Source organism: Sphingomonas sp. BRN-1R, assembly GCF_057748035.1.
Genome location: NZ_CM173236.1, coordinates 3,451,814 through 3,478,467, shown reverse-complemented (window position 1 = coordinate 3,478,467; position 26,654 = coordinate 3,451,814). Strand labels below are relative to the sequence as shown.

Annotated in this window: 22 protein-coding genes and 5 pseudogenes; 16 read left to right on the top strand and 11 right to left on the bottom strand. The window is 61.1% G+C overall.

The genetic code is table 11. The features are described 5' to 3' along the window. Window positions 1-475 precede the first annotated feature (475 nt). Complete coding sequence (locus tag AC3ANX_RS16295) at window positions 476-730, top strand: hypothetical protein (protein WP_488334283.1); 255 nt, start codon at window positions 476-478, stop codon at window positions 728-730. Window positions 731-1,067: 337 nt separating this feature from the next. Beyond that, window positions 1,068-1,265, top strand: coding sequence for a hypothetical protein (locus AC3ANX_RS16290; RefSeq protein ID WP_488334282.1), 198 nt, complete (start codon window positions 1,068-1,070; stop codon window positions 1,263-1,265). Here the strand turns inward: AC3ANX_RS16290 and AC3ANX_RS16285 are convergent. Beyond that, on the bottom strand, window positions 1,237-1,806 hold the full coding sequence (locus tag AC3ANX_RS16285; protein ID WP_488334281.1) for a JAB domain-containing protein: 570 nt from the start codon (window positions 1,804-1,806) through the stop codon (window positions 1,237-1,239). The genes AC3ANX_RS16290 and AC3ANX_RS16285 overlap by 29 nt on opposite strands. Window positions 1,807-2,293: 487 nt before the next feature. On the opposite strand from AC3ANX_RS16285, the pseudogene AC3ANX_RS16280 reads away from it, so the two are divergent. Beyond that, window positions 2,294-2,433, top strand: a pseudogene (locus AC3ANX_RS16280) (DNA-binding response regulator); the annotation flags it as partial. 524 nt (window positions 2,434-2,957) lie between these two features. Here the strand turns inward: AC3ANX_RS16280 and AC3ANX_RS16275 are convergent. The 3 genes and pseudogenes from AC3ANX_RS16275 to AC3ANX_RS16265 all read right to left on the bottom strand — a co-directional run. Continuing rightward, a complete protein-coding gene (locus tag AC3ANX_RS16275) occupies window positions 2,958-3,119 on the bottom strand; it encodes a hypothetical protein (protein WP_488334280.1) in 162 nt (53 codons plus the stop codon). A gap of 193 nt (window positions 3,120-3,312) precedes the next feature. Continuing rightward, window positions 3,313-3,843 carry a Ros/MucR family transcriptional regulator gene (locus tag AC3ANX_RS16270; protein ID WP_488334279.1) on the bottom strand — a complete coding sequence of 177 codons (531 nt, stop codon included), beginning with the start codon at window positions 3,841-3,843 and terminating at the stop codon, window positions 3,313-3,315. Between the two features lie 279 nt (window positions 3,844-4,122). Beyond that, window positions 4,123-4,227 (bottom strand): annotated as a pseudogene (locus AC3ANX_RS16265) (sulfate adenylyltransferase subunit CysD); the annotation flags it as partial. 555 nt (window positions 4,228-4,782) lie between these two features. On the opposite strand from AC3ANX_RS16265, the pseudogene AC3ANX_RS16260 reads away from it, so the two are divergent. Beyond that, window positions 4,783-5,040 (top strand): annotated as a pseudogene (locus tag AC3ANX_RS16260) (transposase); the annotation flags it as partial. Window positions 5,041-5,217: 177 nt separating this feature from the next. Here the strand turns inward: AC3ANX_RS16260 and AC3ANX_RS16255 are convergent. From AC3ANX_RS16255 to AC3ANX_RS16240, 4 genes and pseudogenes are all read right to left on the bottom strand, one after another. Beyond that, window positions 5,218-5,969, bottom strand: a pseudogene (locus tag AC3ANX_RS16255) (IS5 family transposase). Between the two features lie 122 nt (window positions 5,970-6,091). Next, window positions 6,092-7,462: an MFS transporter gene (locus tag AC3ANX_RS16250; protein ID WP_488334278.1), complete on the bottom strand. Its 1,371-nt coding sequence runs from the start codon at window positions 7,460-7,462 to the stop codon at window positions 6,092-6,094. A 214-nt stretch (window positions 7,463-7,676) separates the two neighbouring features. Next, window positions 7,677-8,828, bottom strand: coding sequence for an FUSC family protein (locus AC3ANX_RS16245; RefSeq protein ID WP_488334277.1), 1,152 nt, complete (start codon window positions 8,826-8,828; stop codon window positions 7,677-7,679). Window positions 8,829-8,940: 112 nt separating this feature from the next. Further along, complete coding sequence (locus tag AC3ANX_RS16240) at window positions 8,941-9,768, bottom strand: IclR family transcriptional regulator (RefSeq protein WP_488334276.1); 828 nt, start codon at window positions 9,766-9,768, stop codon at window positions 8,941-8,943. Between the two features lie 73 nt (window positions 9,769-9,841). Between AC3ANX_RS16240 and AC3ANX_RS16235 the strand changes: the two genes are divergently transcribed. The 9 genes from AC3ANX_RS16235 (at window position 9,842) to AC3ANX_RS16195 (ending at window position 20,412) form a co-directional block, all read left to right on the top strand. Continuing rightward, window positions 9,842-10,747 (top strand): cupin domain-containing protein, encoded by a 906-nt coding sequence (locus AC3ANX_RS16235; RefSeq protein ID WP_488334275.1) that lies wholly within the window; start codon window positions 9,842-9,844, stop codon window positions 10,745-10,747. Window positions 10,748-11,001: 254 nt separating this feature from the next. Further along, window positions 11,002-11,685, top strand: a complete 684-nt coding sequence (locus AC3ANX_RS16230) for a CoA transferase subunit A (protein WP_488334274.1) — start codon at window positions 11,002-11,004, stop codon at window positions 11,683-11,685. 157 nt (window positions 11,686-11,842) lie between these two features. Further along, window positions 11,843-13,050, top strand: a protein-coding gene (locus tag AC3ANX_RS16225; protein ID WP_488334273.1) for an IS3 family transposase whose coding sequence is annotated in 2 segments (ribosomal slippage) — window positions 11,843-12,167 and window positions 12,167-13,050 — 1,209 coding nt in all. Because the reading frame shifts where the segments join, the coding sequence is not laid out codon by codon here. Next, window positions 13,022-13,723, top strand: a complete 702-nt coding sequence (locus tag AC3ANX_RS16220) for a 3-oxoacid CoA-transferase subunit B (RefSeq protein WP_488336975.1) — start codon at window positions 13,022-13,024, stop codon at window positions 13,721-13,723. The genes AC3ANX_RS16225 and AC3ANX_RS16220 overlap by 29 nt, the downstream gene beginning before the upstream one ends. Then, window positions 13,720-14,877 carry a thiolase domain-containing protein gene (locus tag AC3ANX_RS16215; RefSeq protein ID WP_488334272.1) on the top strand — a complete coding sequence of 386 codons (1,158 nt, stop codon included), beginning with the start codon at window positions 13,720-13,722 and terminating at the stop codon, window positions 14,875-14,877. The genes AC3ANX_RS16220 and AC3ANX_RS16215 overlap by 4 nt, the downstream gene beginning before the upstream one ends. Window position 14,878: 1 nt before the next feature. Further along, window positions 14,879-15,265: a Zn-ribbon domain-containing OB-fold protein gene (locus AC3ANX_RS16210; protein ID WP_488334271.1), complete on the top strand. Its 387-nt coding sequence runs from the start codon at window positions 14,879-14,881 to the stop codon at window positions 15,263-15,265. 113 nt (window positions 15,266-15,378) lie between these two features. Continuing rightward, window positions 15,379-16,167: an HpcH/HpaI aldolase family protein gene (locus tag AC3ANX_RS16205; RefSeq protein ID WP_488334270.1), complete on the top strand. Its 789-nt coding sequence runs from the start codon at window positions 15,379-15,381 to the stop codon at window positions 16,165-16,167. Between the two features lie 62 nt (window positions 16,168-16,229). Continuing rightward, complete coding sequence (locus tag AC3ANX_RS16200; RefSeq protein WP_488334269.1) at window positions 16,230-17,192, top strand: amidohydrolase family protein; 963 nt, start codon at window positions 16,230-16,232, stop codon at window positions 17,190-17,192. Between the two features lie 136 nt (window positions 17,193-17,328). Next, window positions 17,329-20,412, top strand: a complete 3,084-nt coding sequence (locus AC3ANX_RS16195; RefSeq protein WP_488334268.1) for a TonB-dependent receptor domain-containing protein — start codon at window positions 17,329-17,331, stop codon at window positions 20,410-20,412. Between the two features lie 119 nt (window positions 20,413-20,531). On the opposite strand, the gene AC3ANX_RS16190 is transcribed toward AC3ANX_RS16195, so the two are convergent. The 3 genes from AC3ANX_RS16190 to AC3ANX_RS16180 all read right to left on the bottom strand — a co-directional run bounded on the left by AC3ANX_RS16190 (window position 20,532) and on the right by AC3ANX_RS16180 (window position 23,480). Beyond that, window positions 20,532-21,404, bottom strand: coding sequence for an amidohydrolase family protein (locus AC3ANX_RS16190; RefSeq protein ID WP_488334267.1), 873 nt, complete (start codon window positions 21,402-21,404; stop codon window positions 20,532-20,534). Then, complete coding sequence (locus AC3ANX_RS16185) at window positions 21,401-22,312, bottom strand: amidohydrolase family protein (RefSeq protein WP_488334266.1); 912 nt, start codon at window positions 22,310-22,312, stop codon at window positions 21,401-21,403. The genes AC3ANX_RS16190 and AC3ANX_RS16185 overlap by 4 nt, the downstream gene beginning before the upstream one ends. A gap of 76 nt (window positions 22,313-22,388) precedes the next feature. Continuing rightward, on the bottom strand, window positions 22,389-23,480 hold the full coding sequence (locus AC3ANX_RS16180) for an alpha/beta hydrolase (RefSeq protein WP_488334265.1): 1,092 nt from the start codon (window positions 23,478-23,480) through the stop codon (window positions 22,389-22,391). Window positions 23,481-23,628: 148 nt separating this feature from the next. On the opposite strand from AC3ANX_RS16180, the pseudogene AC3ANX_RS16175 reads away from it, so the two are divergent. The 3 genes and pseudogenes from AC3ANX_RS16175 to AC3ANX_RS16165 form a co-directional block, all read left to right on the top strand. After that, window positions 23,629-23,886 (top strand): annotated as a pseudogene (locus AC3ANX_RS16175) (IS481 family transposase); the annotation flags it as partial. 70 nt (window positions 23,887-23,956) lie between these two features. Next, window positions 23,957-24,253 carry a helix-turn-helix domain-containing protein gene (locus tag AC3ANX_RS16170; protein WP_488334264.1) on the top strand — a complete coding sequence of 99 codons (297 nt, stop codon included), beginning with the start codon at window positions 23,957-23,959 and terminating at the stop codon, window positions 24,251-24,253. Window positions 24,254-24,856: 603 nt separating this feature from the next. Next, the gene (locus AC3ANX_RS16165) at window positions 24,857-26,395 is read left to right on the top strand and encodes an FAD-dependent monooxygenase (protein ID WP_488334263.1); all 1,539 of its coding nucleotides are present in this window, start codon (window positions 24,857-24,859) and stop codon (window positions 26,393-26,395) included. Window positions 26,396-26,654: the final 259 nt, after the last annotated feature.

Here is a 26,654-nt window from a genome sequence, read left to right as displayed (position 1 = left end):
CGGCTGGAAGGTCTCGGGCGCGCGAGACGCGATCAGAACTCCGTCACCCAACGGCAGGTTCGACACGTTTCAGGCATCGAGCACCGGGCCCGGTTTTGGACGAAGGCTGCCGAGCCGATCGCGGTCGTGGGCCACGCCGTCGACCCGCTAGCGGGCGACCTCCCGCAGGATCGAGTCGTGCCGGCGCGCCTGTCTGAAGCGATCAGGCTATCGGCGCCAGCCGTCTTGCGCGCGGTGATGGGGAGATCTAGGCGTGTCGAAGCCGCGGGCATCACCTGCGCATAAAGGCGGCGGGGTTGGAAGACGTGACGCGAGTCCTGCATCGGCGGTGCCGAGAGCGTGCGTTGCTCTCTCTCTGCGTGTCAGTGGGTTGCACGCATGATCGGGAGGGTCGCACTTAAGAGTTTGTTGGCAAAATTCTAGGATGGTCGGGTCGCATCGGTGCAGACGCATTCGGTTCGGGGGGGGGGGGGCTGTGACCATAGATGATGCCGTCCGCGTCTATTCTCAACGGGTCTTGCAGGAGCTCGGTCTTGCTGCGCTGTCCGACACGCTTGCAGGCAAAAAGCGTCACCTCGACACCGCCGCGATATACGCCACCTTGCGCGAACGCATCACGCCGCCGCACTATCGGTTGGAGGGCGCTGCGCAAGGGATGTGCGTGTCATCAAATCATCAGGCCGTTGGGGACGGGCAGAGCCAAGCGGCGATCAGTCCACGATTGCTATAGGGCTGTCGCGGCGGAACCGCGCACAGCTCCGTCATGGCTCGGCGCTGTACAAGATCACGAACGAGGGTCCGAGCTTCGCCGCAACAGTCGGAGGATAGCAAACATCCGGTCATAGCGCGCGGCTGAGCACGCGATTCGATTATTCGTCGACGCTGTGCGCCCTGCACGCATCCTCGCATCATCGCTTCGCGGTCGGTCGCCGCCGCCGCTCCTTCAAATTGCCCAGATTCGCAAAATATCGCCATTTCGGATGTTTAGCTGCGGTCGCAATGGTGAACGACTTTGTAACGCTGAACCGAGCTTGCATCGCGGAAATTCGACGCGCATCAGCCTCAACATGGCTCTGGATCAAGACATCGTCGATCGCGCAACCGCGCTTGCATCCGAATTGATTGATATTTGCCGGATGGCCGGCAAGCCGCTCGCCGCCGATTACGTCACGGTCGCTCTCGAACAGCTCACCGGGAGCAGCGGGCTCGAAACGCGCCTCGATGGCGCGCCAACATCTATAAAAGACCGCTCTCGCGAAAACTGAAATCACGGGCTTCCGCGACGATCAGATGATCGTAGAGTGTCATTCCCACAAGGTTGGAGGCGGTGGCGATCCTCCGGGTAAGAGCAATATCATCGCGGCTGGGTGTGGGATCGCCCGATGGGTGATTATGCGCAAGTACCATGTATCGCGCCTCCAGATTCAACCCGGATTTGATGATCTTGCCAGCCGAGATGGACACCTGATCGGATGCGCCGCGTTCGAACGGTTCCTCGCGGATGAGGTTGCCCTGGAGATCAAGATAGAAGACCCGCACCTGCTCGCTGCGGTCGCAACCGTGATTGAACCGCAGGTACGCGCGCAACGCATCGGTTGCGGCGAGAAAGGTTTTGGTTTCGATGGCGTCGCGCAACGTCCAGCGCAGCGAGCGCCGGATCACGCCGAGAAACCGCACGACGCGCCGATCCCCGACCACGCGGTGTTGTTCTTCTGGCGACGCTGCAAGCGTTGCACGTAGCGATCCGAAGTGCGCGATGAGCGCATCAGAGGCTCGGTTGGCATCGACACCATGGAGCGGCTGCAACAATCTTCGGAGAAGGGACCGGCACCGACGATTTCCGAGCATTTGTGGAAATTTGTATTCGGCGGTGCCGAGACATTCCGAATTCCGCATTGGCCGTAATTACCCCCTTGGGATCAGCTACTTGTCGAAAATTTCACGAAATTAAGGAATCGGGTAACACAGCAGCATAGGACTGACTAGCATACCCAAAATGGTGATGTTGCCGCGGATAAGGCGCAGTGATCGGCGATCGCTCCAGCACGGCTTATGTTTGGAATTGCTGCGATGCCGCAGCGGGATGGCGCCTGAGATCATGTCGCGCGCGTCAGCTGGTCGCGCTGGAAGGTGTTCGTGGGCGAGTCGACGCCCGATCGATCATGATCAAGGCCGCGTCGTGCGCCGAAGCGCGCGCGTGCCTGCTCGCTTCGCATGCGGTCGCGTGGCGTCGCCGCTGGGGTGGACAACTACGGTCGAGATCGCTGCGACCGACATCGTTACCATCATAAGGGGCGACATCGACGGCTTCAGCTTCGCTGATCAGTTGCGCGCGCGCGATCCCCCACCGCGATTATCTTCATGACGGCATGGCCGACGACCGCACATGCGGTGGGTGCCATCCGGCGGTATGGCGGTCTCGATTATCTCGAGGCCGCTCGCTTTGCTCCACATTCCAAGCAAAACTTGCGGCTTCATCTGTGACGGCGCCGAGGACCGGGCGATGCGCAGCGCTCAGTAGCCTCACGGGCGAGGCGCGCACGCAGCATGTGCCAGAGCGTGATCGCTCCGGTAAAAGCCAAGGGCGGTGGTAAACATCGCGGTGTGCAGGCTGAACGTATCCGCAATCCACGCGGTAGCCCGTGACGCGAAGAAGCCGATGATGCGCCTTGAGGTGAAGAGGGCGGCTGCGATCGACGACAGGTGATGGCGGTATGGTTCTACCGTCCAACGCCCGCGAGGGATGCCCGAGCGGAGCGCCGCGCGGCAAGACAGTCCCGATGTTCGAGCAGTAGCAGCTTGAACGGTGCGAGAGGAGGCACGACGATCGCTACGGTCGTGACGCGAAAGCCTGCGGTGTTGCGTGCCGACCGAACGTGTCTGCCGTCCAGACCCAAGAACAACTCGCACGCTTTCGGCACCGGCGCTCACCGCGTCAAACAGTCGATCTGGGCCACCTACGCGCCGCTCACTTCGGTCAGCGCCTTTGCGATCATGGCCGCGAGCGTCTCCTCGGCGCGTGCGCGCACTGCCGGTTCCCTCGAGATCAGATCGTGGCGGATCCACTCGGGCGCGCGGGCGATAGTGGCGATGATCGCCGCTCGAAGGACATCGTTCATCACAGAGCTATGCGGGTAGATGCGGGTGTACGGCAACAGCGTAATCGGCTCGTCCGTATTCTGTTCGGCTCACATTACAGCAGCGCGCGCGGCGCAGAACGGCTTCCGCAGATTGAGCGGTTCGTAGAAAACAAAGGTGGCAGCGCCCTCGGCTCGCATCGCCCGCGCGGCGTCAGGCAATGCGAGCGGTCGATCAGGCGTTTTCGGGTGCCTTGCGCCGCGTACGCTTCGCAGGCGGCGTCTCCGCACTCGCACCAGCGTCCGCAGGCGCTTGGTGCTGGGTCGCCTCTGCGCTCCGCCGCTTGCGGCCGAGACCAATCTTCTGCGCCATCTCACGACGTGCGAGCGAATAGCTTTCGGAAACCATCGGGTAGTCCGGACGCAGATTATAGCGTTCGCGGTACTGCACGTCGGTCAGGCCGTGCGTCGACAGATGCCGGCGCAATGTCTTGTAAGGTTTTCCGTCGATCATGGAAATGATATGATCCTTGGAGGCAAGCGACTTGCGGACCGAGACCGCCGGTGTGAATGCTTCTTCCTGAGAAGAGTCTTCGCGAGCTGTCTCGGCCGTCGACGCGCCCGACTCCAATTCGATGATCGTCGCATGCATCGTGCGCAGGAACGCGGGCACATCGTCAGCCGCAACGCGGTTGTTCTGGTTGCCGAGCCACGCGATGGTCAGTTCGGTCGCGAGTTCGACGGGGTTGAGCGTTTCTTCTGTCATGTCATGATGTCCATATGTGTTGCTACGCTGTTTTGCTGGGCTCAGGGAGGGTATTCATTCCTGGATAGTGATCTTGTGACGAAAACGCAGCTTCATTGCAAATCCCCATGCGCTCCGAAATCTTCCACTGCATGTTTTACGTACCGCTTCTGAGGCGCTCGCCCGCTGGGCTTACGCGAACCGCCTGACACTCCACTTCAGCCGGCGGGGCAAGCCGACCGACAATGCGGTCGTTGAGCCGTGAGCAGAGCGGGCCGGTACAGGGCTGCGGTGTTGTAGGATCGAGCGTTCCACTGGCAGCACGCCGGGTGCGAGGCAAAGGTGGTCGTCTTTTACCATCAACAGCAATCCGTCGGGTTCGATTGTTGGGCGTCGGGCAGAAAAATTCGAGCGGCGGGTCGAGGGGCGTCTCACGGTGTGACAGAGCGCGGCAGCTCTGGAGAGAGTCACGGCGGCGTTAGGCATCACGGTGTGCAGGCTAAATGTATCCGTAAATGGCGCAACGTCCCTTGACGCGGAAGAAGCTGATGATGCGCCATTCGGTTGAATGGAGAGGCTGCCCTCGACTACAGGTAACGCGGGTACAGTTCTGCTGCCCGGCGCCCGTGATTGACGCCCGAGCAGCGCACCGCCTCGCAGAGCGGTTCCAAGATTTCGAGCAGTAGCAGTCTGAATGGTGCGAGAAGATCCGCGACCATCGGGCATCGCCGCCGGGTCGATAGTTGTAGGGATAATCCGACGAGAGAAGCAGCCGGTGGGTGCCCACAATCGCGGCGACCCGGGCGAGATAATCAGCCGAGAACATGCCGCTGGCGGTAGCGTCGAGGTTGCGGCGCAGATAAGTGGCGATCGGATGCTTCGGTCGCGACACGGGGTCCATGATCGCGGAGCGTCTGGCGTAGAAGATGACGATTTCGCCGATAGTTGAGGATCAGCTGAAGGTCAGGAAAGCGATCGAAGGTGCCGGCCAGCGCAGCGGTGGTCGATAGCCAGTCGATCAAGGCACCAGCGGCGGGAAAGCGGGGTGAGGAGGGGTCGGCGATGCTGGCAAGAAAGTTGTCGGCCGCAAGCGGGCACATTCCAAGTGACACGGATGGCAGGCTGCTGATGGTGAACCTCACCGCGGCCGACCTCCCCGACAGCGCAGGCGCACAGACGCGTGCTCGCCAGGTCAACCCTTGGCTTACCTGCCTCTTTTGGCGGTCAATTAAACGGAAGAGATGGCTTCGAAAAGGGCGATAGCCGTGCTTTCGAGTTTCGCCCAAGTGAATGACTTGCGCCGACCGGTCGGTTCTCGCCAGACTCGACGAAGCGGCCTTTCGAACCGCCAGCGCATTCCGAAGCCTTGTTGTGGCGACTAGGGCTCAGACTCGTTCACAGCCAGAAGGCGATGGCGGTGGCGAGCGCCACGGCTGAGAGGAAGTTGGCGGCGAGCTTGTCGTAGCGCGTGTGTACGCGGCGGAAATCCTTCAGGCGGCAGAAGGCGTTCTCGATAAGATGCCGGCCGCGGTACCGGTCCTTGTCGTAGCGGATGACGCGCTTGCGGTTGCGCCGGCCGGGGATCACCGGGACCGCGCCGGCATCGCGAGCGAGACGGCGTAGCCGGTCAGCATCGTAGCCCTTGTCGCCGAGCAGGTAGCGTATACGGCCTGCGTGTTCGAGAAGCGCGGGCGCGGCCTTCATGTCGCTGACGTTGCCCGGTGTCAGCATCAGCGCATAGGGACGGCCGATGACGTCTGTGAGCGCGTGGATTTTGGTCGTCCAGCCGCCGCGCGAGCGACCGATCGCTTGTGCCGCACGCCCCCCTTTGCTCCGAACGCCGCGCGCTGCGCCTTGATGTAAGTGCTGTCGATTGCGGTGCTTTTCGTCACCGCGCCGGTGTTCACCAGTGCGTCCAGCAGCTTGAGCCAGAAGCCTCGCCGCGACCATCGGTTGAAGCGGTTATAGACCGTCGTAGATGGCCCGTAATCGGCCGGGCAGTCGCACCAGCGGCAGCCCACCTTCAGCACGTGCAAAATGCCCGAAATCACCCGGCGATCATCGACACGTCGGGCACCGGGCTGGTTCCTCGGCAGATGCGGCTCAATTGCCGCCCACGCCTCATCCGACAACCAGAACAGCGCCATGCTCAACCTCCCATGATCCACAGCCATCTTTGAATCAGGAAAGGCTATGCACCTCAAGCTGCTGATTGAGTTTTGACCCTAGGGAGGAAGCTGACCCGGATCGGTAGAGCGGACCGCCAAATCTAGTCTTCTCTTAGGGATTGACCCACTGTTTCAGCTGCAGCGAGCCACCACAGCAGCAAAACTCCGAAGCCGCAACCGGCGAACACCAGAAACACAGCGACCGGCGACTTCTGGAAGGACAAGATAAGCCCAACGACGAGGGGCGTCATCATCGACGCTGCTCGCCCTAGGCTGCTTGCTACGCCGAGGCCGAGGGCTCGTACGCGCGTAGAAAAGATTTCTGCCGAGAAGGGCCACAGGATGACGGAGCCGACTGCGGCTGAGAGCTTCCCCAAAATCAGCATTGCAATCACCAGAACGATTTGGTGCGGCTTCAGGACGGCGAGGGTGACAAGGGCGACCACAGACAGCAGCGCCGCCACGATAGCAGGAGGCCGCCGGCCGAAGCGATCGAGCACCAATGCGGCTAGCGGCGCGGCGATGAGAAATAGGACGCTGTTCACCGCCCCGACCGCCAGAGCGTCCCGCAGCGGCATCTTGAACACCGTGGTGAGAAGCGTCGGCACCCATGTCACCAGCCCGAAGCTCACAAAGGACACTAGGAACCACAAGGCCATCACTGTCAGGGTCTGCCCTCTTATGGCAGGTTCAAACAGTGCGGAGAGACCCGGTTTGTCGGTTGCCGCTTCCTCGTAATCGCTTCCCGGACCAGGAAAGGGCGGCAGGCACTGGGCGCCGAGTTTGACAAGTGCGTGGTCGACCTCGGCATAACGCCCCTTTCTTGCCAGCCAGCGCGGAGACTCAGGGATCCTAGCCCAGACGAACGGGAGGCCCAATATTGGCAGTCCGCCGACGATGAACATGCAACGCCAGCCGAGATGGGGAATGATGAGCACACTGAACAGCGCTGCCCAAACATAGCCGGACATGGTGAGTGACTGGAACAGCGAGAAGTAGCGCCCTCGATGCTGCGATGGCGCAATCTCATTGATGTACGATGCCGCAACGGGAAGCGCTCCACCGATAGCGATGCCTTGGACGAAGCGCACAGCGATCATCGCCTCGGCGTTGTGCAGAAAAGCGCACGTCACGCTAAACACCGACATGACAATGATGGCGATGTAGAGAACCGGTAAGCGCCCCCATCGCTCGGCGAGCGCTCCACACAACAGCGCGCCGAAGAACTGTCCGCCATAACCCGCAGAGAGGACGGTGCCGAGAAAGAGGGAGCCGAGGTGCCATTCCTTCGCGAGCACGGGCGCCACGTACGAGATCAGCCCGACATCCCACGAATCGAATAACAACAATGTACCAATCAGGATCGGCGGCAGCGAGCGGCTTCGCCACGTGAATTCGGCATCCAGCGCGCGGGTGATCGCCTCTCCGCGTGTGCTTCGGACGCTGTCCATGACCGTTGGATCAGCCGTCATGCGATTTCAGCCTTCGCAAGCGCGGTTACAGGTCGGATTATTTCAGCACGTCGAACGCTAGCATCGCGCGATGCTTGCTTCTTGCAAGATCGTACCGGGGCTGGACCAATATTCGCCATTTAACATCCTCTTGAATTTCTTCATCTTAGATAATGGTCGGCTGACCTCGATCGCGTGATGCCGACGCGTATGCTTTCACGGTGCCGACGTGCGATCAGTGAGAGCAAGTCGCAGCACTCTCATCACCGGACGCTCTGACAGGCGAAGGTGCGTGATCTTGGTCGCTGTCCGATCCGCGCCGCAAATCTCTGATGATCTGCACGGCCGCTCCCGGACGAGGCGGCTTGAGGAGTGAGCCAAGGCGGTTGAAGGCATGCGAGCCCATCAGCACCGGTTCAACCATCGCCATGCCGATAAACACGGCGAGCAGCCGGTCCCATCCCGGGCCGATGGTGGCATGAGCGATGTTGTCAGGCACCAGCGTGATCAGGACGGCGAAGGTAAACTGGGTACCCGCGTAGCGGTATGCGTGGTTGCCGCTCTCGCAGTACCGGCCAACTGCGACCCCCAGCGCCGTTGCCGCTAATACAAGCGTCACACGTCCATTGGCGATGAATATGAAGCTCCACCCAAAGACGCCGCCGGCCGCGCACCCAACAAATCGATAGATCAGGCGGTTGGTGACGGGTGACAGGGCCGGGGCGCGTAGGTCGGACGCGGGCACCAGCATGACCGCAACGATGGCGATCGCGCTTTGAGAAAGGGCCGGCAACGGTAGCCAGGAAGCAATCGTAACCAGCAATGCCGCTGCCAGCCCGCCCTGTACGGCATGAAGAAAGGCATAGCGGTGCCAACCCAGCGGTTCTGCAGCGGGCATCCGTGTCGCCGGCCACCAGCGCCGAAGCGTAAGCGTCGAGGCAAGGCTGACGATCACGCACACGGCGGTGCCGGTCGCGTTCTCGATCAGGCGCGTTTTAACGAAAGCTGCCAACTCAGCTTGGGGATGCTCGACCTTGTCGAGCAACACCATGATGAACGTAAGGCCGAGGATCAGCCAAGCATACGCATGACGCGCGGTCAGGGCCATGTAGATCGTGGCGGTGCCGACCAGGAATAGTCCTGTCGCACGCAACGCCAACGTTCCTGCGAGCAGCGGCACCACGAAAAACGCCAGTGCGCTACCGACGATCGTTCCGGCGATCCGCAGCAATCCCCGATGCATCGTGTCCGCTGCATGACCGCGCATGACCAGAAGACCGGCGAAGGCTGCCCATGCGATATTAGACGCGCCGAACAGGTGTGCGGCCGCAATCGAAAGAAGTACCGAAACGACGCACTCAGCCGCGTCGAGACGGCGACTGTTCACGCGTGCGGTCCCGGCGCGACGGCGCTGTTCCGCGATCCGGCGGTGCCACCGCTACCGCAGTGCCGTCGCGCCACGTCAAAATCGCGTTGTAATCGCGTACAGCGCACAGGGCTCATACTGTATCCTGCTCCGCTCCGTCGTCCGGCTGCATCTGTGGGCGCAGCAGAAGGCGGCTGATACGGCTCGTGGTCTCCTGGAGGTCCGCACCGATGGCGCGCTCTTGTTCAACCGAGCAGCGCGCACTCAGCGTCACCACCGACAGCGCGAACATGGGGCGACCGGACGGCTCGACGATACAACTCGACAACGACGTCAGCCCACGCCAGAGCCGATCCCGATCGACACCGTACCCCAGCCGCTTCGCCTCTTCGACGTCCAACAGGAACTCGTCGAAAGGAACAGGGTCGTCGCCGCGTACCGCTTTGTACAAATCTGCCATCTCGCTCGCGTGAATGCCGGGGAAACCGGCGAGACACCGACCCAGTGCGCCGGCCAACGCGGGCATGCGGCGGCCAACCGGCATTTCCACTCGCACCCATGAATTGGGCTGGACGCGATCGACCAGGAACACTTGCGACTGGCTGATGCGAAGCCACAAGGCGGTGGTGACTTCCCACTGCTGGGTCAGGCGTTCGAGCTCGGGGTGGATCAGGCGCACCGAACTCATTTGGTCGAGTGCGCTGTTGGCAAGCTCAAGCAAGGCATACCCTAGCGAATACGCCTTTGCGGCGGGATCGAAGGTGACCAGGCTTTCGCTCGAGAGTGTCCGCAGGATGTTGAAGCTCGTGCTGATGTTAAGGTTCAGGCTCCGCGCAATCTGGATGTTCGTTACCGGCCCGGGCTGGTCCGCCAGATACCGCAGGATTTGAATGGCGGCCATGACAGCTCCGACCGGCTTTCCGACAGGCAATTCGGCTTTTTGTTCGTGTGCGAGCAGCATGCATTCTCCATAGCGAATAACATTCTTGACATCAATCCCGCCGTGTTCATAATGAGATCACGGAGGGCGAGTCATGTACGATATCAATGATCCCCGATCCACTCTGGGTGGTGCTGCTGAGAACGGGGTAAAGCCGGTTGTTCTCGATTACGCCGACGCGGAGTTGATCGAATTCCACAAAGTTCCAGCATCAGAGACGGGGCCGGGTTATCGAACATGGTACGGCCGCGGGCAGAACTTCGTTTTGTCGTATACGGAAGCCGAGCCGGGTGTGATCTTGGAACGTGTCGCGCAGCCGGACGAATACATGGCGTTTTTTCCGGATGAGAAAGCTGTGGTCGATATTGAAAGCGATGTGGGGAACGCTGTCGACGTCCGCTACAAACTGGCGATCATCCCTCCCGGTACCAGCAGAATTCTAGTCAGAGAGGGGGGGCGAGTTCTGCGGCTGTTCAGTGCGGTGTCGGCCGACCTTCGTGCAAGATCGTATAACGCAGCGAGCTACGAGAAACCGCATCCCAATATTCCGCCATTCCAGCCGTGGCCGGCACCGCCCGAAGGATACAAGCTTCGACTCTATCCGATGGACCCACCCGATGAACCGGGCAGATTCGGCCGGCTCTACCGATCTACCAATTTGATGATAAACCTGTTGCCGGTGACCAAAATACCACGCGACTCGAATAAGATGTCGCCCCATCACCATGACGACTTTGAGCAATGTTCGTTGACGTTGCAAGGCGACTACATGCACTATGTCCGGTGGCCGTGGACACCGAACAAATCGATCTGGCGCGACGATGCCAAGATCCGCTGTTCGGCGCCCTCGATGACGATCATTCCGCCGCCGGCGATTCATACGTCTCAGGCGTTGCCTGAGCCGCCGTGCCACCTCATCGACATCTTCAGCCCACCACGCTTTGACTTCTCGATGAAGCCTGGCTGGGTGTTGAATGCACAGGACTACCCGATGCCGTAGTAGCCAGAAGGGCGTGCGGGCGCCCTTCACGGACCTACAAGAGATGAATTGAGGCGGTTCCGCCCAGACGTGCAGTCTTGGCGAACGGTCCCTCACGTCCAGGCGGTTGTCGCAGCCGGAGGGGCGCCTCGTTAGCCCGCTTCGCGCAGGTTCCCGACTGCGCAGGTGACACGAACGAACCGCCTCATGCGGCGCACCCCGGCAGAGGGTCCGCGTGACGAAGTGACGCAATTCAAGGAAGGGGACCTGCGAACGTGAACAGAAAAGTCGTTGCGAGTGCCGCTGAAGCCTTGTCGGACGTAAAGGACGGCGCGCAGATCATGATCGGCGGGTTCGGCCTTGTTGGACAGCCGGACGAGTTGGTCGAGGCGCTGACGGAACTCGGCGTAAGGGACCTGACGCTGGTGATGAACGGAGCCGGGACGACGCCGGGCCGAACCGTTTCGCGGTTGCTCGAGAACGGGCGAGTGCGCAAGATGATCTGCAGCTTTCCACGAAGCGCGGACTGCAACCTGTTCAGCAAGCTCCACGCCGCGGGCAAGGTCGAACTTGAACTGGTTCCCCAAGGCACGCTTGCCGAACGCATCCGCGCCGCCGGCGCCGGCATCGGCGCCTTCTTTACACCAACGGCGGCGGGCACCTTGCTGGCCGAGGGGAAAGAAACGCGCGAATATAACGGCGTACAGCAAATTCTTGAACTGCCGATCTACGCGGATGTCGCGCTCGTCCAGGCTTGGACGGCGGATCCGATCGGTAATCTCACTTACCGAGGTACCGGGCGCAACTTCAACCCCGTGATGGCGGCAGCTGCCAAGGTCACCGTTGTTCAGGCGAGCCGCATTGTCGACATCGGGGAGATCGACCCTGAAGAGGTCGTGACGCCTAGCGTCTATGTGGACCGTATTGTTCATGTCCCCGTGCTCGTTCCGACCTTCTGAGGGAACCACATGTCAAACGTATCCACGCCTTTTACACCCTTTGGCCGGACTGAGTTGGCCCGTCGTGTTGCGCAGGACATCTGAACTGGCCCCCGTTTCGTCCGGACAGATTTGAGCCTAACACGGAGGCTTAGGGATAGCCCCTGAGCATAGGCTTATGTCTTTGTCTGAGATCATCACTGATGGCGGTCGGCGCCGTCACTGGAGCGCCGCAGAGAAGCTGAGGATCGTCGAGGAGACACTCGATGGTCGCGAGAGCATTTCGATTGTGGCCCGGCGAAACGGCGTCGCACCCAATCTCCTGTACCGCTGGCGGCGGTTTATGCTCGAAGGTGGGAGTGTCGCGGTCACCGGCGACGATGACGTGACCAGCAACCGCGAGGTGCGCGAGATGGAGAGCCGCATTCGTGAGCTTGAGCGTCAGCTCGGCCGGAAGACGCTGGAGGTCGAGATCCTCAAGGAAGCGCTCGACCGTTCGCGCCCAAAAAAAGCGACCTTGCTCATGCGCTCGCCGCTGCCGGAAAATTTCCGGTGAGCCTCGTGGCTAGTACGCTCGGCGTGGCACGCTCGACGGTATACGAGCGCGTCACAGGCAGCATCACGACGCGCGGCCGCTATACCAAGGCCGACGACGTGCAACTGCTGCCGCTCATCCAGCACATCGCCGCGAAGCGGCCAACATATGGCTACCGCCGCATCGCGGCGGTCCTCAACCGTCAGCTCCGCGCGGAAGGAGCTGACCCGGTCAACCACAAGCGCATCTACCGGATCATGGCGGTAAACCGCCTGCTGCTGGCACGACGCTACACCGAACGGCCCGACTACGGCCACGACGGCGTTGTCGTGACCATACGGTCAAACCTGCGCTGGTGCTCAGATGGCCTCGAGTTCACGTGCTGGAACGGTGAGATCGTCCGAGCCGCCTTCATCATCGATGCGCACGACCGCGAGGTGATCGCCTGGCGCGCGGTCGCCAACGCCGGCATCAGCGGTTCAGATGTGCGCGACATCATGCTGGAAGCCGTAGAGACCCGCTTCGGTGGACCGCGCGCAACGTCGATGGTCGAGATGCTGACCGACAATGGCTCGGCTTATACCGCCCGCGCGACCCGGATCTTTGCACGCCAGCTGGGACTGAAGCCGTGCTTCACGCCTGTCCGGAGCCCGCAGTCCAACGGCATCTCCGAGGCGTTCGTACACACCCTCAAACGAGATTACGTCCGCGTCTCACCGCTGCCCGACGCACATACCGCGTTGACATCACTCGCTGCCTGGATCGAAGACTACAACGAACACCACCCGCACTCGGGTCTCAAAATGCGTTCGCCGCGCGAGCATCGCGCAATGGGTTCAACAACCGCTTGAACCTGTCCGGCGAAATAGGGGCAAGATCAACATCCAGGACGGCTGGTACGTCAATCTCGGCATCGGCATTCCGCTGCTGGTTTCAGATTATATTCCGGATGGCCGGCAAGTGATGTTTCACTCGGAAAACGGGCTGATCGGCATGGGGCCAAAACCCACGCCCGAGCAGTTCGACCCCTGGATGGTTAACGCCGGCAAGCAGCATGTCACCATCCGGCCTGGTGGTGCGCTGGTGCACCACGCCGACAGCTTCTCGCTGATCCGCGGCGGCCATCTCGATCTGTGCGTGCTTGGCGCCTATCAGGTATCTGGCCGGGGCGACCTCGCGAATTGGGCGACCGACGACACCAGTGTAGCGCCCGGCGTTGGCGGCGCGATGGATCTCGTCGTCGGCGCCAAGCGGGTGTGGATTATCACCGAACATACCACCAAGTTCGGTGAGCCTAAGCTGGTCGAACAATGCACCTACCCGTTGACGGCGGTGGGTGCGGTGACGCGGATCTATTCGAGCCTTGCCATAATCGACGTCGATAGAACCGCTGGCATGACGGTTCGCGAGATGGCGCCGGGACTTAGCTTCGAGGAACTGCAGGCCAAGACCGGTGTCGAACTGCGTCGTGGCGTCCCACCGTCTCGCGTGTCGGTCCCGCAAGAACCGCAGGAGGTGCTATGAGCATCAACGGCCAAGCGCAGATTGTCGGAATTTACGAGCATCCCGACCGCAAGGTAACCAGCCGCACTCTTGCTCAACTTCACGCCGAAGCCGCCCGCGGTGCGCTCGCCGATGCAGGGCTGACCGGCACGGACATCGACGGCTACATCACCGACAGCGTTGCGCCAGGGCTGGGGCCGATGTCGATGATTGACTATCTCGGTCTGGATGTTCGTTATGCCGAGACCACGGACACTGGCGGTTCGTCCTATGTCAATCACGTCGCGCATGCGACGCAGGCGATCATGGCCGGCAAGTGTGACGTCGTGCTGATCACCTTCGCCGGAATGCCCCGTTCAGGTCTGGGCGGTTCACCCGCGGCGATGGGAACTACGCCGGAAAGCTCGTTCGAGTTGCCGTATTCCCCGATCACCCCCGCCCAATATGCGCTTGCTGCACGCCGGCACATGCATGAGTTTGGCACCACCGGCGAGCAACTCGCATGGGTAAAGGTTGCGGCCTCGCATCATGCGCAACACAATCCGAACGCGATGTTGCGCGACGTCGTAACCGTCGAGGATGTCGTCAATTCCCGGATGGTCGCCGATCCGCTGCACCTTCTCGATTGTTGCGTGGTCAGCGATGGAGCCGGGGCCATCATCGTCGCACGGCCGGAGATCGCGCGTTCGCTGAAGCGGCCAGGTGTGATCGTCCGCGGCGCTGGGGAGGCCTTTAGCTACAACAAAGGCGGTCGAGCCGACATCACCACCACCGCGGCGGCACATTCGGGGCCCATGGCTTTTGCCGAGGCCGGCGTGACGCACGCTGACGTGAAATACGCGTCCATCTACGACAGCTTCACAATCACGGTGCTGCTTCAGCTCGAAGATCTCGGGTTTTGCGCGAAGGGGGACGGCGGGAAGTTCGTCGCGGATGGCAACCTGATTTCAGGCGTCGGCAAGCTGCCCTTCAACACCGACGGGGGCGGGCTGTGCAATAACCATCCCAACAATCGTGGCGGTGCGACAAAAGTGTTCGAAGCGGTGCGTCAGTTGCGCGGTGAAGCGCATCCCGCGGTGCAGGTGCCGAACTGCGACATCGCGCTCGTGCAGGGCATGGGGATGTCGCTTTCGACGCGGCACAATTGCGGCACGCTCATCCTGGAGGCGATCTGACATGGCTGAGCATCACGTGTTTTCTTCGCCCGTCCGCGATCCGGACACTGCCCCGTTCTTCGATGCGTTGCGAGAAGCCAAGTTGCTGATCAAGGCCTGCAACGGGTGCAATCAGCCGTTCTTCTACCCACGCGCGCTGTGCCCGTTCTGCCTGTCCGAAAGCTCCTGGCTCGAGTCTTCAGGAGAGGGCACCCTCTACTCATACACGCAGGTTACGAGGCCCGGCGGCAACTACGTGTTGGCGATGGTCACGTTGTCGGAGGGGCCGACGCTGATGACCAACATCCTGACTGACACGCCTGAGACGCTCGCGATTGGCCAACGTGTGCGCGTCGAGATCGTCGAAACCGCAGGCGACGAGAAGCTGCCCGTGTTTGTGCCCGTATAGGGCTGAGCGGATCAGCGATCAGGAGCACATCAGCGACACGACCAAAAAGCGGGTCGGGTCGCGGGCGTCCGCACGTCCGGTCCAGCGGATGAAAACCATCAAGAGGAAAAATCATGGTATCGCGTCCCGATCCTTGTCAGTTTCGCGCCCGGCTGAAGGCAAGTGAGCCGTTGATCGGCTCGTTCATGAAAGTGCCCGCTCCCCAGAATACCGAGGTGCTGGGCCTGGATGGCTTCGACTTCGTGATCCTAGACGAGGAGCATGCGCCCTGGGGCCGCGCGACGCTCGACACCGCACTGCTTGCCTGCCGCGCCTACCAGATCGCCGGCATCGTCCGCATTGCGCGCGCGGATGCGAGCAGCGTCCTCTCGGCGCTCGATGACGGCGCGATGGGTGTCATGGTGCCGCACGTCGACTCCGCTGAGAAGGCGCGTGCGGTTGTTTCATGGGCCAGGTACCGCAGCGGTGTACGCGGCGCCGGCGCGAGCCGCGGCGGCGAATACGGCAAGAACGGCGCCCGCAATTTCGATCTGTCGGACGAAACCAGCGCGGTGATCTGCATGATTGAAGACCGGCAGGCTGTCGACGTGATCGATGACATCGTCAGCGTCAACGGGGTCGACGCGATCTTCCTCGGCCGTGGCGATCTGGCTCTTTCGCTGAGCAACGCGACAGGACCCACGCCAAGGTTGGATGACGCGGTCCATCGCGTCGCCGAGGCGTGCAGGCGCGCGGGCAAACCGCTCGCGGCGCTAACCCAGTCGATGAAGAGCGACGAAGCCAAATGGCTCATTGACCTGGGCGTCACCGCGATGGTCGTCGCGTCCGACCTAGGATTCCTTCGCCAAGCCGCCGGATCCGCACTGAGGGACTTCAACGAAGCGATGAAGCCTGCCGTCTGACGCCCGTCTTCAGAACCTGAGCTGTTTTGAAAAGCGATAATCGATACGATCGGAGTAGTCGAATGAACACTGCATCTCTTCTGAACGATGGCGCTCCGTCCGCCAATCGTCCGGTTATTTACGACTCTCACGCGCACCTCGTCTCGGACGATCAGGTCCGGTATCCCCGCAATCCGATGCGGTCCGATAAACCGTCGACAGCAACGTCACCCTTCGGGCCGGGGACGATCGGCAAGCCCGGCGGTATGCACGGTGCCAGCCCAATCAACGAAAGGCCGACGGCGGAGCAACTGCACGGCTGGATGATCGAGGAGAACGTGGTCGGCATTGCAGCGGTGCAAAAGGGCATGATCTACGGCACCGACAACAGCTATATCGTGGATGCAGCAGACATCTTTCCCGACGAGATGCGCGCTATCATCATCGTGGATCCGCAAGCGTCTGAAACGCCGCAGATCGTGCGGGACTATGCCAGGCGCGGGATTGTCGGCATTCGCTTCTTCGGCGTGGGTGTGAAGGACAAGAGCGCTTGGCTAAGTTCGCCGGCGGCGATCGCAGTATGGACCGTCGCTGCTGAACTCGGCCTGCTCGTCGATATTGAGGCGCCCGCCGTCGATGGTCAGGTCCTCATTCCGGTGGTGGAGGCAATGGCCGATCGCTTCCCTGATCTCCGGATCGTGCTCGACCATATCTTTCTGCCCAAGGTCAGCGATCCTGGCTTCGGAATCGGCGCTCAGTTCGACGGCTTTGCGGCAAGGCGCAACATATCGGTGAAGTTCACGTCGCTGAATATGGACGTGATCCGCGAGCAAGGCTTCGCGCCTGAAGCTGTTCTCCGCCGCGCGGTCGACTTTTTCGGGGCAGACAGGGTGATGTGGGGTTCTGATATCGGCACATCATCCGGCACGTACAAGGAAATGGTCAGGAGAGCGATCGAGTCCACCAAGCTCCTGACCGACGAGGAGCGCCACCAAGTCCTCTACAAAACCGGCCGCTCGGTCATCCTAGGGCGGCATGCCGATTAGGCAACGTCAGCCGCAAGGCATCGCTCCGCGTATCGCACGATCCGTGGCGCATAATCATTGCCAAACAAAACAACAGCATCGGCGCTCGTTGCGAACAACGCAAGCTGGGTAGCCTGTCGATCCAGGGAGAGAACCTATGGCCAACACGATTCATTCCAAAATGCGTTGCTCTGCCTCTGTACTGGCCTTGATGACGGCGGCATTCGTGCAAACGCCGGCAAGCGCACAGACGGCCATACAGCCACAAGCAGCGCCAACGGCTCCGCAGATGCAAGAGTCTTCACCAACGCCGGTCGGCGGCGGCATGACCCCGGCCAACCCGGATGTGGACAGCGGCAACGCTGTTCCCAAACCGTCGACACCAGCAACGGCCGAGCCCGCCGGGAGCGACAACACCAAGGATATTGTGGTCACTGGCTCTCGCCTAGCCCGTGCTGGTTATGATGCGCCGACCCCGGTCAATGTGGTCGGTGAGCAGCGTCTGCAACAGCTTGGCATCAACAATATTGGCGATGCGCTAACCCAAATCCCCTCGTTCCGCGCCAGCAATTCCCCCGCCAACAACTCGTTTCGCGTGTCCGGAAACATCGCTGCCCGCGTTCTCGATCTGCGTGGGCTTGGCGCCACGCGAACGCTTGTCTTGCTCGATGGCCGTCGCTTTGTCGGCAGCAGCGATCAGGGTACGGTCGATCTGAACGCGATCCCGTCCATCTTGGTGCAGCGATCCGAGGTCGTGACCGGCGGCGCATCTGCCGCCTACGGCGCGAACGCCGTGGCTGGCGTGGTGAACCTGATCATCGACAGCAAGCTCACCGGCGTGAAGATGGAGGCAAGCAACGGAATCAGCGAGCGCGGCGATGCTCGTCAGACCTATGTGTCGCTCGCAGCTGGGACGAAGTTTGCTGGTGATCGCGGGCACATCATTTTCGGCGCGGAATATCAGCAGGAAACCGGCGTTGGCCCGTGCGAAACACGTGCGTGGTGCAGCAAATACACCAACTACGTAGCCAACCCCGGCTACAACACGGCCACCCGCACCAGCACCAACGGCTTGCCGGCGACGCTTGTACTCAACAATGTGATGTTTGTGTACAACGATAGCGGCATCTTGACCGGTGCGGTCAAGCCGGGCGCCACTCCCGGGTCGACCATTACGCTCGGCCAGCAGGTACTCAACGTCGGCGCGACGTCACTTCCCACGAGCTTGCGCAACCGGCAGTTCGATGCGGCGGGCAATCTGGTGCCGTATACGTTCGGCAACTTCCTTAGTGGCACGTTCGCACAATATCCGAACGGCGACCCGACGCAGCCCTATCTGCTCGGCTTCAGCCCTGTGCCGCTAGTGGTGCCGGTGCGACATCACTCGGCGATGACGCGCGTCGATTATGACTTGACCGACACCATCTCCGTTTCGGCCGAGCTGCTATATTCCCGCGTTGTTGGCGGACCGACCAGAGCCGCTTCGCCGGTCGACTCGACGTCCATCGGGCTCGACAATCCTTATCTCTCTGCCGAAACGGTCGCTGCAGTGCGCGCCGCGGATCCCACGATTACCCGGCTGCTGGTAAACCATGGCGCTGTCGCGTTTGGCGCGACTTCCGAGGGCCGGAGCGTCAATGATACCTATCGTGCGGCTTTATCAATCAAAGGTGCGTTCGGACGAGGGTGGGCGTGGGATGCGTATTATACCTATGGTCGCGTGGACTCCGACGTCACGGTCAACAATGTTCGGCTCAAGACGTGGAACGCGTCCATCGATGCGGTGCGCGTCACCGCAGCCAATCGCGGTACGTCGGGGCTGGCGATCGGCAGCATCGTCTGCCGTACTTCCCTCACCAATCCGGGGAATGGCTGCATACCGCAGAACCTGTTCGGCGATGGGCAGTTCACCGCGGAGCAACGTGCTGCTTATGCTGCGACCGCGACGCAAGACCGTCTCTATCAACAGCATGTCGCCGCAGCCAACCTGCGCGGCTCCCCGTTCAGCACTTGGGCGGGCGAGGTCAGCGTCGCATTTGGCGGTGAGTATCGCCGCGACACCGCAATTGGCGGTGCCGACGCGAACTCGCTGGCGGGCAATTACATTGCCACTCTGACCTCCGCGCTCCCCTTCACCAAGACGAGCGTTGCGGAAGGCTATTTGGAATCGGGGATCCCGCTGCTGAAGGATTCGCCGCTCGGGAAAGCGTTCGATATCGATGGAGCGGTACGGTGGACACACTATAATACGTTTGGCAACGCGACGACCTGGAAGGTCGGCGGCGTGTATACTCCGATTCGTGACATCACCTTTCGGGTGACGCGCTCGCGCGACATTCGTGCGCCCACTGCGGCGGAGTCGAGCCCCAACTCCACGACGCTTCTCATGCCCCTCGCCGATCCGTTCATCGGCAGCACGACGCAGCAGTACGTCATCACCGGTGGCAACCCGAACCTCAAGTTGGAGAGCGCCAATACGTTAACCGCAGGCGTGGTGCTGAAGCCGAGCTTCATGCCACGGTTCAACATATCGCTCGATTACTATAACATTCGGGTGGACGGCGCGATTGACTCGCTTACGGCTCCAGCAATTGCCACTGCGTGCCGCACGCAGGCTCTGTTATGCGATCTGATCACGTTCAACCCAAACGGGTCCATCAACACCGTATTCTCGAATTTTCAAAACCTGAGCCAGCTTCGCGCCAAAGGCCTCGAACTTGTCATGGACTATCGTATTCCGGTCGGCAGCGGGAACATCGATCTTCAGGGCAATGCGAATTACATTTTGGACCTGTCCACGACGGGTGCTACCGGGCTCATCACGCAACTAGACGACGTTACTGGCAACGCTGGTTCGATTGCCAACGTGCAAGGTGTTCCGCGATATAAGCTCGACGGTGTCCTTACCTATTCAAATCGGCGCTTCTCGTTGACGGCGCATGGTCGTTACATCCCGAAAGGGATACTGGACTCGACAAAAATCGGTCCGCAAGATCAAGGCTACAATGTCAATGATCCGAACAGCATCAACATCAACCGGGTGGACGCCCGGTTCTATCTCGATCTAACGACGCGCATCAAGATACCGGATTCCAGCGGCGCTGACCGTTGGGAATTCTACGTGACGGTCAACAACGTCTTCGACAAAGGTGAGCCGGAACAGCTCCGTCTAAACGGCAACCCACTGAATTTCGATCCGATCGGTCGCTACTTCAAGGTGGGTGTTCGCAGCCGTTGGTGATCGGCGAGATCCAGCAACAGGCGGGTTAGCCCGCCTGTTGCTGCGCATCTTGGTTGGCGACGCCGTGACCTCTCGTGACTTCCGGATGGTTGGATGCAGCCGGGCAGGGGCGAGAAATGTCAAGTACGGGACGCGGAGGCTCGGTCGAAGTACAACTGGTAAGCTGTTCGGCCGATGCGCGCGCGACGAGCGGCGTCCGGAACCCAGACTGCGAAATGCTTAAGCGCCTGCGAATAGGTGATATCGTCCTCCCGGCCCACAAACGGCGCGTCGGTGGCGAAGAGCAGTCGGTCCTCGCACGTCCTGTCGACCGCTTCCGCATAGCGGGCGAGCACTTCGTGTGGTTCGACCTGGCGAAAGCCGGCCGACAGTTTCAGCCAGGTGTTGCCGCGACCGACGGCGTCGAGGATCGCCTCGAACCCCTCTGACCGGATGCCGCCTTGAGGGGGAAGCCCGAAATGATCGATGACAAGCTTCACGCCGGTCGCGGAGACGCTGCGGATCGCCTCGGCCAGCCGTAACCGATCGGTGAGCAGGTGGACGTGCCAGTCGAGATCGCGAAGGCGCGCGAACAGACGGCGATACTTAAAGGCGTTCAAATCCGGTAGTTCGGCACGAAACAGCTGAAGCCGAATACCACAGACGCCCTCGTCGTTCATTCGCTCCAGTTCGTACATCGACACGTCGGCGTCCACGATGACGGTTCCCCTGAGACGTTTGGAACGCCGAAGGCAACGAAGAGTGTAGTCGTTATAGTCCCCGAACAGAGACGCTGCGGCAATGACGGCGAATTGCACGCCGTTTTCGTCCATCAGCTTCAGCAGGTGTTCTGCCGTGAAGTCGTAAGTAGGTCGGTTCCATGCGGTCTCGGTGAACGGCATACTTTGTTCAAAAACGTGAACGTGACAATCCACCAGCGGGGCGTCCGTTATGTCGTCGTCGAAGGCATGCGCGACGTCTTGCCCAGGCATCGCAACCGGTACGCCGCTCATGCGGAATATACCGCAGCCGCAGTTCCGAAGAGAAAGCGGGACCGCTCTTCCGAATTCAGGTGGTCTGCGGCAGCGCGCGCGGTGGCGGCTTTCCGCTCGTACGGCCATTCGCTTTGACCGATGTCGGAACCCCACATCAGGCGATCTGCGCTGAAGCTGTCAGCGAAGCGTCGAACGACACGCGCCGGCTCGATGCCGTTGCTCAGCAAGCGATCGATATTGATCTCGGTGATTTTAACAAAGACATTGGGCAGGCGTTCGAACATGCCGGCGGTTTCCGCCAGCCCAAAGTCTGGGGCGCCCGGCAGATCAGGTGCACGACCCGCCGCGCGGTCGCGCTCGGCTTCACCCTGCGAGTAGTTCCACATTGTCCCGAGATGATCGAGGATGATCGGGAGAGACGGCAATTCTTCGGCGATCATCTTCAGTGCTGGCAACACCCAGGGCAGATGCCGGCGCGAGACGATGATGTTGACCGGGATCGCCAGCTCCGCTGCCATCCGCCAGGTATCGATGGCGGCGGGAGCATTCATCCACGCAGTATCGTAGTGAAGCGCAGACGATTGCGCGAGGCGGAGTCCACGGACGCCGTGATGTTCGACGATCTTCCGTAGATGCGTCGGGGTGTCTGGGTCTTGCGCGTCGAGGATGACGATCGGAATGAACCGGTCAGGATAGCGTTTGCCACAATCGATGATGTAGCGGTTGTCATAGCCATAAACATGGCCACGCTGAATGATGCAGGCTTTGGGAACGCCATGTCGATCCATGTCCGCCAGCAGCGATTCCGCGGTGACCGAATAGGTCATTGCCGTCCAGCCGTTCACCCCGCGCATCGGCGAAGGCGGATACGCCGTCCAGTCGTCCGAGATGAGATGAGCATGGGTATCGAAAAGCGGAGCCTGCATAGGGGATGCTCATGCGCTATGGTGGAGCCATTGTGGTCTGATGCATTCCGCAGTGGATACGCTGCGCGATTGCTGATCATCTTCGATGGGCGTAGCCGTTCAGGCCGCTCCGCTTGAGGAACGCGTCCAGCTGCTCTGCAACCTTGTCGTTGTTGAGATCGGCGAATGGAATGTGCGTGTTGCCTAATAGTCCGACATCGCGCAAGCGCAGGATCTCGGCATGCCCGCCATGCCTGTTGACGGCGTCGACGAACTGCTGGCACAACTTGAACGTGTTAGACCAAAATGGCGTACTGGTCTTGTCGATGTTGTCACCCCACACAAATTGCATTGGAATTTTGGTCAACTTGTCGAAATCAGGCACGGAGACTTCCAGTGGACCGAACATGCCGGGTTTCCCCGTCGGCATCTCTCCTTTTGGGAAGACGAATCCCGGATTTTCGTAGGCGACGATTGCCTTGATGTTGCTGGTCGTGGCCTTGATCTGCGTCATAAGCGCGCGGAAACCACCGGCGGAGTTGGTAAGGATTACCACGGGGCCGATTTTGTCCATCGCGAGCGCTGCGGCATCCGATTGGAGTTGCACGTTCGCGGTCGTGTCGAATTCTTCATAACGCGCACGTGTGGCCTGATCCCATGCTTCGGCGCTCTTCGTCGGGAATTGCACGCCCGGAAACCAGTTGGGCCACGACGTGCCTAGGCGCCATGCGGCGAAGTTGCCCTGGTCCACGCCGGCACTCGCGCTACTGGTAACGGGTTCGCAGGCCCAGTTGGCGCGACCGACACGCGGACCGTCCCACAGGTACACCGGATATCCCCGGCGAAGGAACATGCTCTGAAAGCCTTCGCCGCCATCCCAGCGGGTCTGCCACACCTTCACGCTAGAACTGTGCCACATCACCAGCGATACCGCGCGCGGGCGCTGCGGGATCTGGTACTCCATGTACCCGTGGTCGCAGGACAGCGTCTTATCCGACGCGCCGATCACCTTCCCGCCGATCTCGAAGGCGCCCTGTCGCGCGATGATCATCGGCGACAAGGATACTGGCTCTGCGACGACGCTCGTAGCTGCGAACATAGCGAGCAGTGGCAGCAGCGCTGCCGACGGGGGATTGCGGATCATATTCCGATTTGGCTGAATTGCTCGTGGCGTATTCTTGCTCGTCATCTTGCTGCCCTTAATGAACCCTCGACAGCTTTGCAAATGGTATTCTTTATAGAGAATTCTGGTCCTGCGCGGTCTTCGGGCGTTCTCCTCAGTGTTTGATCCCACGGTTTGACGGTGCGATCCTTTCGTTGGAATGGAAGGAAGCCGCATGGGTCAGGTACGTCACGGGAGCGCCACGACCACGCACGCTGTCCGAGCAGCAATACAGCGATCGCAAGCTTCGCTAGCGACGCTGAGCCATGAGTTGGGATCAACCCGAAGACGGCCGCGAAATGGCGAAAGTGGGCGACGGTTGAGGATTTGAAGACCGGGCCGGAGGCTTCTCATTCAACGACCCTGTCGGGAAGCCGAGGAGGCAATGGTTGTGGCGTTCCGACGCCACACGTTGCTGCCGCTCGACGACTGCCGCGGAGCCAAACCGTGTCGGATGGCTGTTCGCCTTGACAGACAAGCGGATCGGTGCCGCGATCGCCGCCATGCATGCAGATCCGGCGCGCCGATGGACCGTACAGGCACTGGCCGAACACGTTGGCATGTCGCGCACCGGCTTCGCCTTCCGCTTTAAGGGCATCGTGGGCGTGTCGCCGGTAGACTACCTCACGCGCCTTCGAATACGGCTGGCCAGCGACCGGCTTGCGACCTCTGACGATCCGGTGTCCGTGGTGGCGGAAGCGTTCGGTTACGCGTCCGAAAGCGCCTTCAGCAACGCGTTCAAACGGCACTTGGGCTGCTCGCCTCGCCGATTTGCAAAGGCCGGAAACGTCAAAAGCTAAAATCAACCCGCAATCGGTTCGGATGCTATCATGCAGTCTCCTGCTTCTATTCTGGCGACGGCCCTTCAGTTTCTCGAAAGCTTGGTCGAGGACGAGTCTTGGGAAGCCGCTCGCATTCCCGATGGATCATCGTTTTTGGCGAAAGCGGCCGTTTGGTTCGCGCCCACAATCGGACCTTTAGGCGCGCGATCCGGGCTCCCGAGACAGGCCATTCGTTGAGCGCGATTTCCCCCGTTATCCGTCTCCAACGGGCCATTTTGGGAAAGAGCAATTGGGAACAGATTTTGGGAAGACGGGGTGCCGCGGATGGCTCGGGCCGTGATCGCCCGGTGACTGTCCCGCTATAGATCCGTTTGCGGGAAGGCGAGTGCGGCGGAACGACGCTTGTGGCTCGACTGCCACCGCGCTAGATACGCTGCGTCGGAAAAGGCAGACTTGGTTTGGTAAGCCCAAGTCCTTTCGGTAACGGAAGCTCTGGTCTTTGGCTTCACAGCCGGGATCTCCGCGACGAGCAGCGAGCGCCGCAAGGCGTTTTCATGTTCGTCCGCGCGGGTTTCCGTTTCGAGGAACGCTCCGGTCGAACATCGACAGCGGAGCCATACCATGAATGTACCTTCTCACGATTTCCATGAAGTCCTGATCGCCGGCGGCGGGCCGGTCGGCCTGTTTCTTGCCTGTGAACTGCGCCTCGCCGGATGCTCGGTGCTGGTGCTTGAACAGGCCAGCGATCCTCATGCGCCAGTGAAGCGCGCTCCGTTCGGGCTACGCGGCCTCTCCGTGGCGACCCTTGAGAGTTTCGACCGGCGCGGACTGCTCAAGGCACTTCGTACGCGAGTGGATGCCGGTGAGATCGCCGCAGCGGCCCCCTGGACGAGGATACAGCGACAACCCGGTGGGCATTTCGCCGGGATCGACTTCTTTCGGGATCAGATCGATGAGTCGAGATGGCCGTATCGGCTGCCGAATGCCCCTGCCCCTATCGCCGCCGATTTGGCGAGCATTGAAGCCGTCCTGACAGAGCGCGCGCAGGAGTTGGGGGTTGCGATCCGGCGTGGCTGCGGCGTGTCTGCCATCGAAGCGACCGAAGAAGGTGTCAGCGTCCGCGCTGGTGAGGTCACGTTCCGGGGAAGGTGGCTCGTCGGCTGCGACGGCGGTCGCAGCACCGTGCGCAAGGCGGCCGGGTTCGACTTCACGGGCACCGAACCCGAGTTCACGGGCTACTTCGCCGAGGTCAGGCTGGCCGATCCCAACCCGCTCACGCCGGGTCATCATGAGACGGCGACCGGCACCTACATCTACGAAGAGCCGGGTACGATGCGGATGGTCGAGTTCGACGGTGGCGTCTATCACCGCGCCGAGCCTATCACTCGCGACCATGTGCAGGAGGTACTCCGTCGCGTTTCCGGCACCGACGTCGAGTTGATCTCGCTCGGGCTCGTGACAACCTGGACCGATCGCGCCTATCTGGCGACCCGGTATCGAAACGGGCGCGTGCTGCTGGCAGGCGATGCCGCGCACATTCATTCGCCCATGGGAGGCCAGGGTCTCAATCTCGGCCTTGGCGATGCGATGAATCTCGGCTGGAAGCTCGCCAGGATGATCTGTGGCGATGCCGCTTCCGACCTGCTCGACACCTATGAACGTGAGCGTCGGCCGATTGCAGAGCAAATCCTCGACTGGTCGCGCGCGCAGGTTTCGATCATGCGCCCGACGCTAAGCTCGCACGCGCTCCGCGCTGTTATCGGCGATCTTATCGCGACGCGGGATGGTGCGACCTACTTTGCTGAGCGTGCCTGGGGCGTCGGGGTGCGCTACGACCTTGGTGACGACCATCCGCTGGTGGGGCGCAGCGCGCCGGATTTCGCTCTAATTAATGGCACGCGGCTGAACGAGCATCTTCTTCAGGGGCGGGCTGTCCTGCTCGATTTCAGCCAAGCCGAACCCCTACGGCACCTCGCGGAGCGTTTCCAGAGCCACGTTTCTTACGTTGCGTCCGAAGCCGAAGACCAGATGGGGTTGTGCGCCGTGCTGGTTCGGCCCGACGGCTTCGTCGCCTGGGCCGGCGAGGGCAACTCTGACGCCGTGGGGGCCACTCGGGCATTGTCGCGATGGGCAGGTGCCACGGACATGTCCCATCTCTAGCTTACGCTAAAGCGAGCTAATCATTCTCCCAGAATACCATCCTTTTTGAGAAAGCCTGCGGGGCTCGGCTAAGTCAGAAGGAAAGCGGTCAGACTGGAAGCGCCCACAGTCGGACGTTGGGGCTGACGATCCGGGTTCCCAAGACCGGCCATTCGTTAAACGCAATCTTTCCCGTTTCTCCGTCTCCGACAGGCTATTTCGGGAAAGAGCAATTGGGAACAGATTTTGGGAAAACGGGCTGCCGGGGACGGCTCGGGTC

What these genes read in the sequence shown, in the direction of transcription:
- AC3ANX_RS16290 (WP_488334282.1), top strand. Translation starts at nt 1,068, where the DNA reads ATGGCTCTGGATCAAGACATCGTCGATCGCGCAACCGCGCTTGCATCC.
- AC3ANX_RS16275 (WP_488334280.1), bottom strand. Translation starts at nt 3,119, where the DNA reads ATGAACGATGTCCTTCGAGCGGCGATCATCGCCACTATCGCCCGCGCG.
- AC3ANX_RS16270 (WP_488334279.1), bottom strand. Translation starts at nt 3,843, where the DNA reads ATGACAGAAGAAACGCTCAACCCCGTCGAACTCGCGACCGAACTGACC.
- AC3ANX_RS16250 (WP_488334278.1), bottom strand. Translation starts at nt 7,462, where the DNA reads ATGACGGCTGATCCAACGGTCATGGACAGCGTCCGAAGCACACGCGGA.
- AC3ANX_RS16240 (WP_488334276.1), bottom strand. Translation starts at nt 9,768, where the DNA reads ATGCTGCTCGCACACGAACAAAAAGCCGAATTGCCTGTCGGAAAGCCG.
- AC3ANX_RS16235 (WP_488334275.1), top strand. Translation starts at nt 9,842, where the DNA reads ATGTACGATATCAATGATCCCCGATCCACTCTGGGTGGTGCTGCTGAG.
- AC3ANX_RS16215 (WP_488334272.1), top strand. Translation starts at nt 13,720, where the DNA reads ATGAGCATCAACGGCCAAGCGCAGATTGTCGGAATTTACGAGCATCCC.
- AC3ANX_RS16210 (WP_488334271.1), top strand. Translation starts at nt 14,879, where the DNA reads ATGGCTGAGCATCACGTGTTTTCTTCGCCCGTCCGCGATCCGGACACT.
- AC3ANX_RS16205 (WP_488334270.1), top strand. Translation starts at nt 15,379, where the DNA reads ATGGTATCGCGTCCCGATCCTTGTCAGTTTCGCGCCCGGCTGAAGGCA.
- AC3ANX_RS16200 (WP_488334269.1), top strand. Translation starts at nt 16,230, where the DNA reads ATGAACACTGCATCTCTTCTGAACGATGGCGCTCCGTCCGCCAATCGT.
- AC3ANX_RS16195 (WP_488334268.1), top strand. Translation starts at nt 17,329, where the DNA reads ATGGCCAACACGATTCATTCCAAAATGCGTTGCTCTGCCTCTGTACTG.
- AC3ANX_RS16190 (WP_488334267.1), bottom strand. Translation starts at nt 21,404, where the DNA reads ATGAGCGGCGTACCGGTTGCGATGCCTGGGCAAGACGTCGCGCATGCC.
- AC3ANX_RS16185 (WP_488334266.1), bottom strand. Translation starts at nt 22,312, where the DNA reads ATGCAGGCTCCGCTTTTCGATACCCATGCTCATCTCATCTCGGACGAC.
- AC3ANX_RS16180 (WP_488334265.1), bottom strand. Translation starts at nt 23,480, where the DNA reads ATGACGAGCAAGAATACGCCACGAGCAATTCAGCCAAATCGGAATATG.
- AC3ANX_RS16170 (WP_488334264.1), top strand. Translation starts at nt 23,957, where the DNA reads ATGCATGCAGATCCGGCGCGCCGATGGACCGTACAGGCACTGGCCGAA.
- AC3ANX_RS16165 (WP_488334263.1), top strand. Translation starts at nt 24,857, where the DNA reads ATGAATGTACCTTCTCACGATTTCCATGAAGTCCTGATCGCCGGCGGC.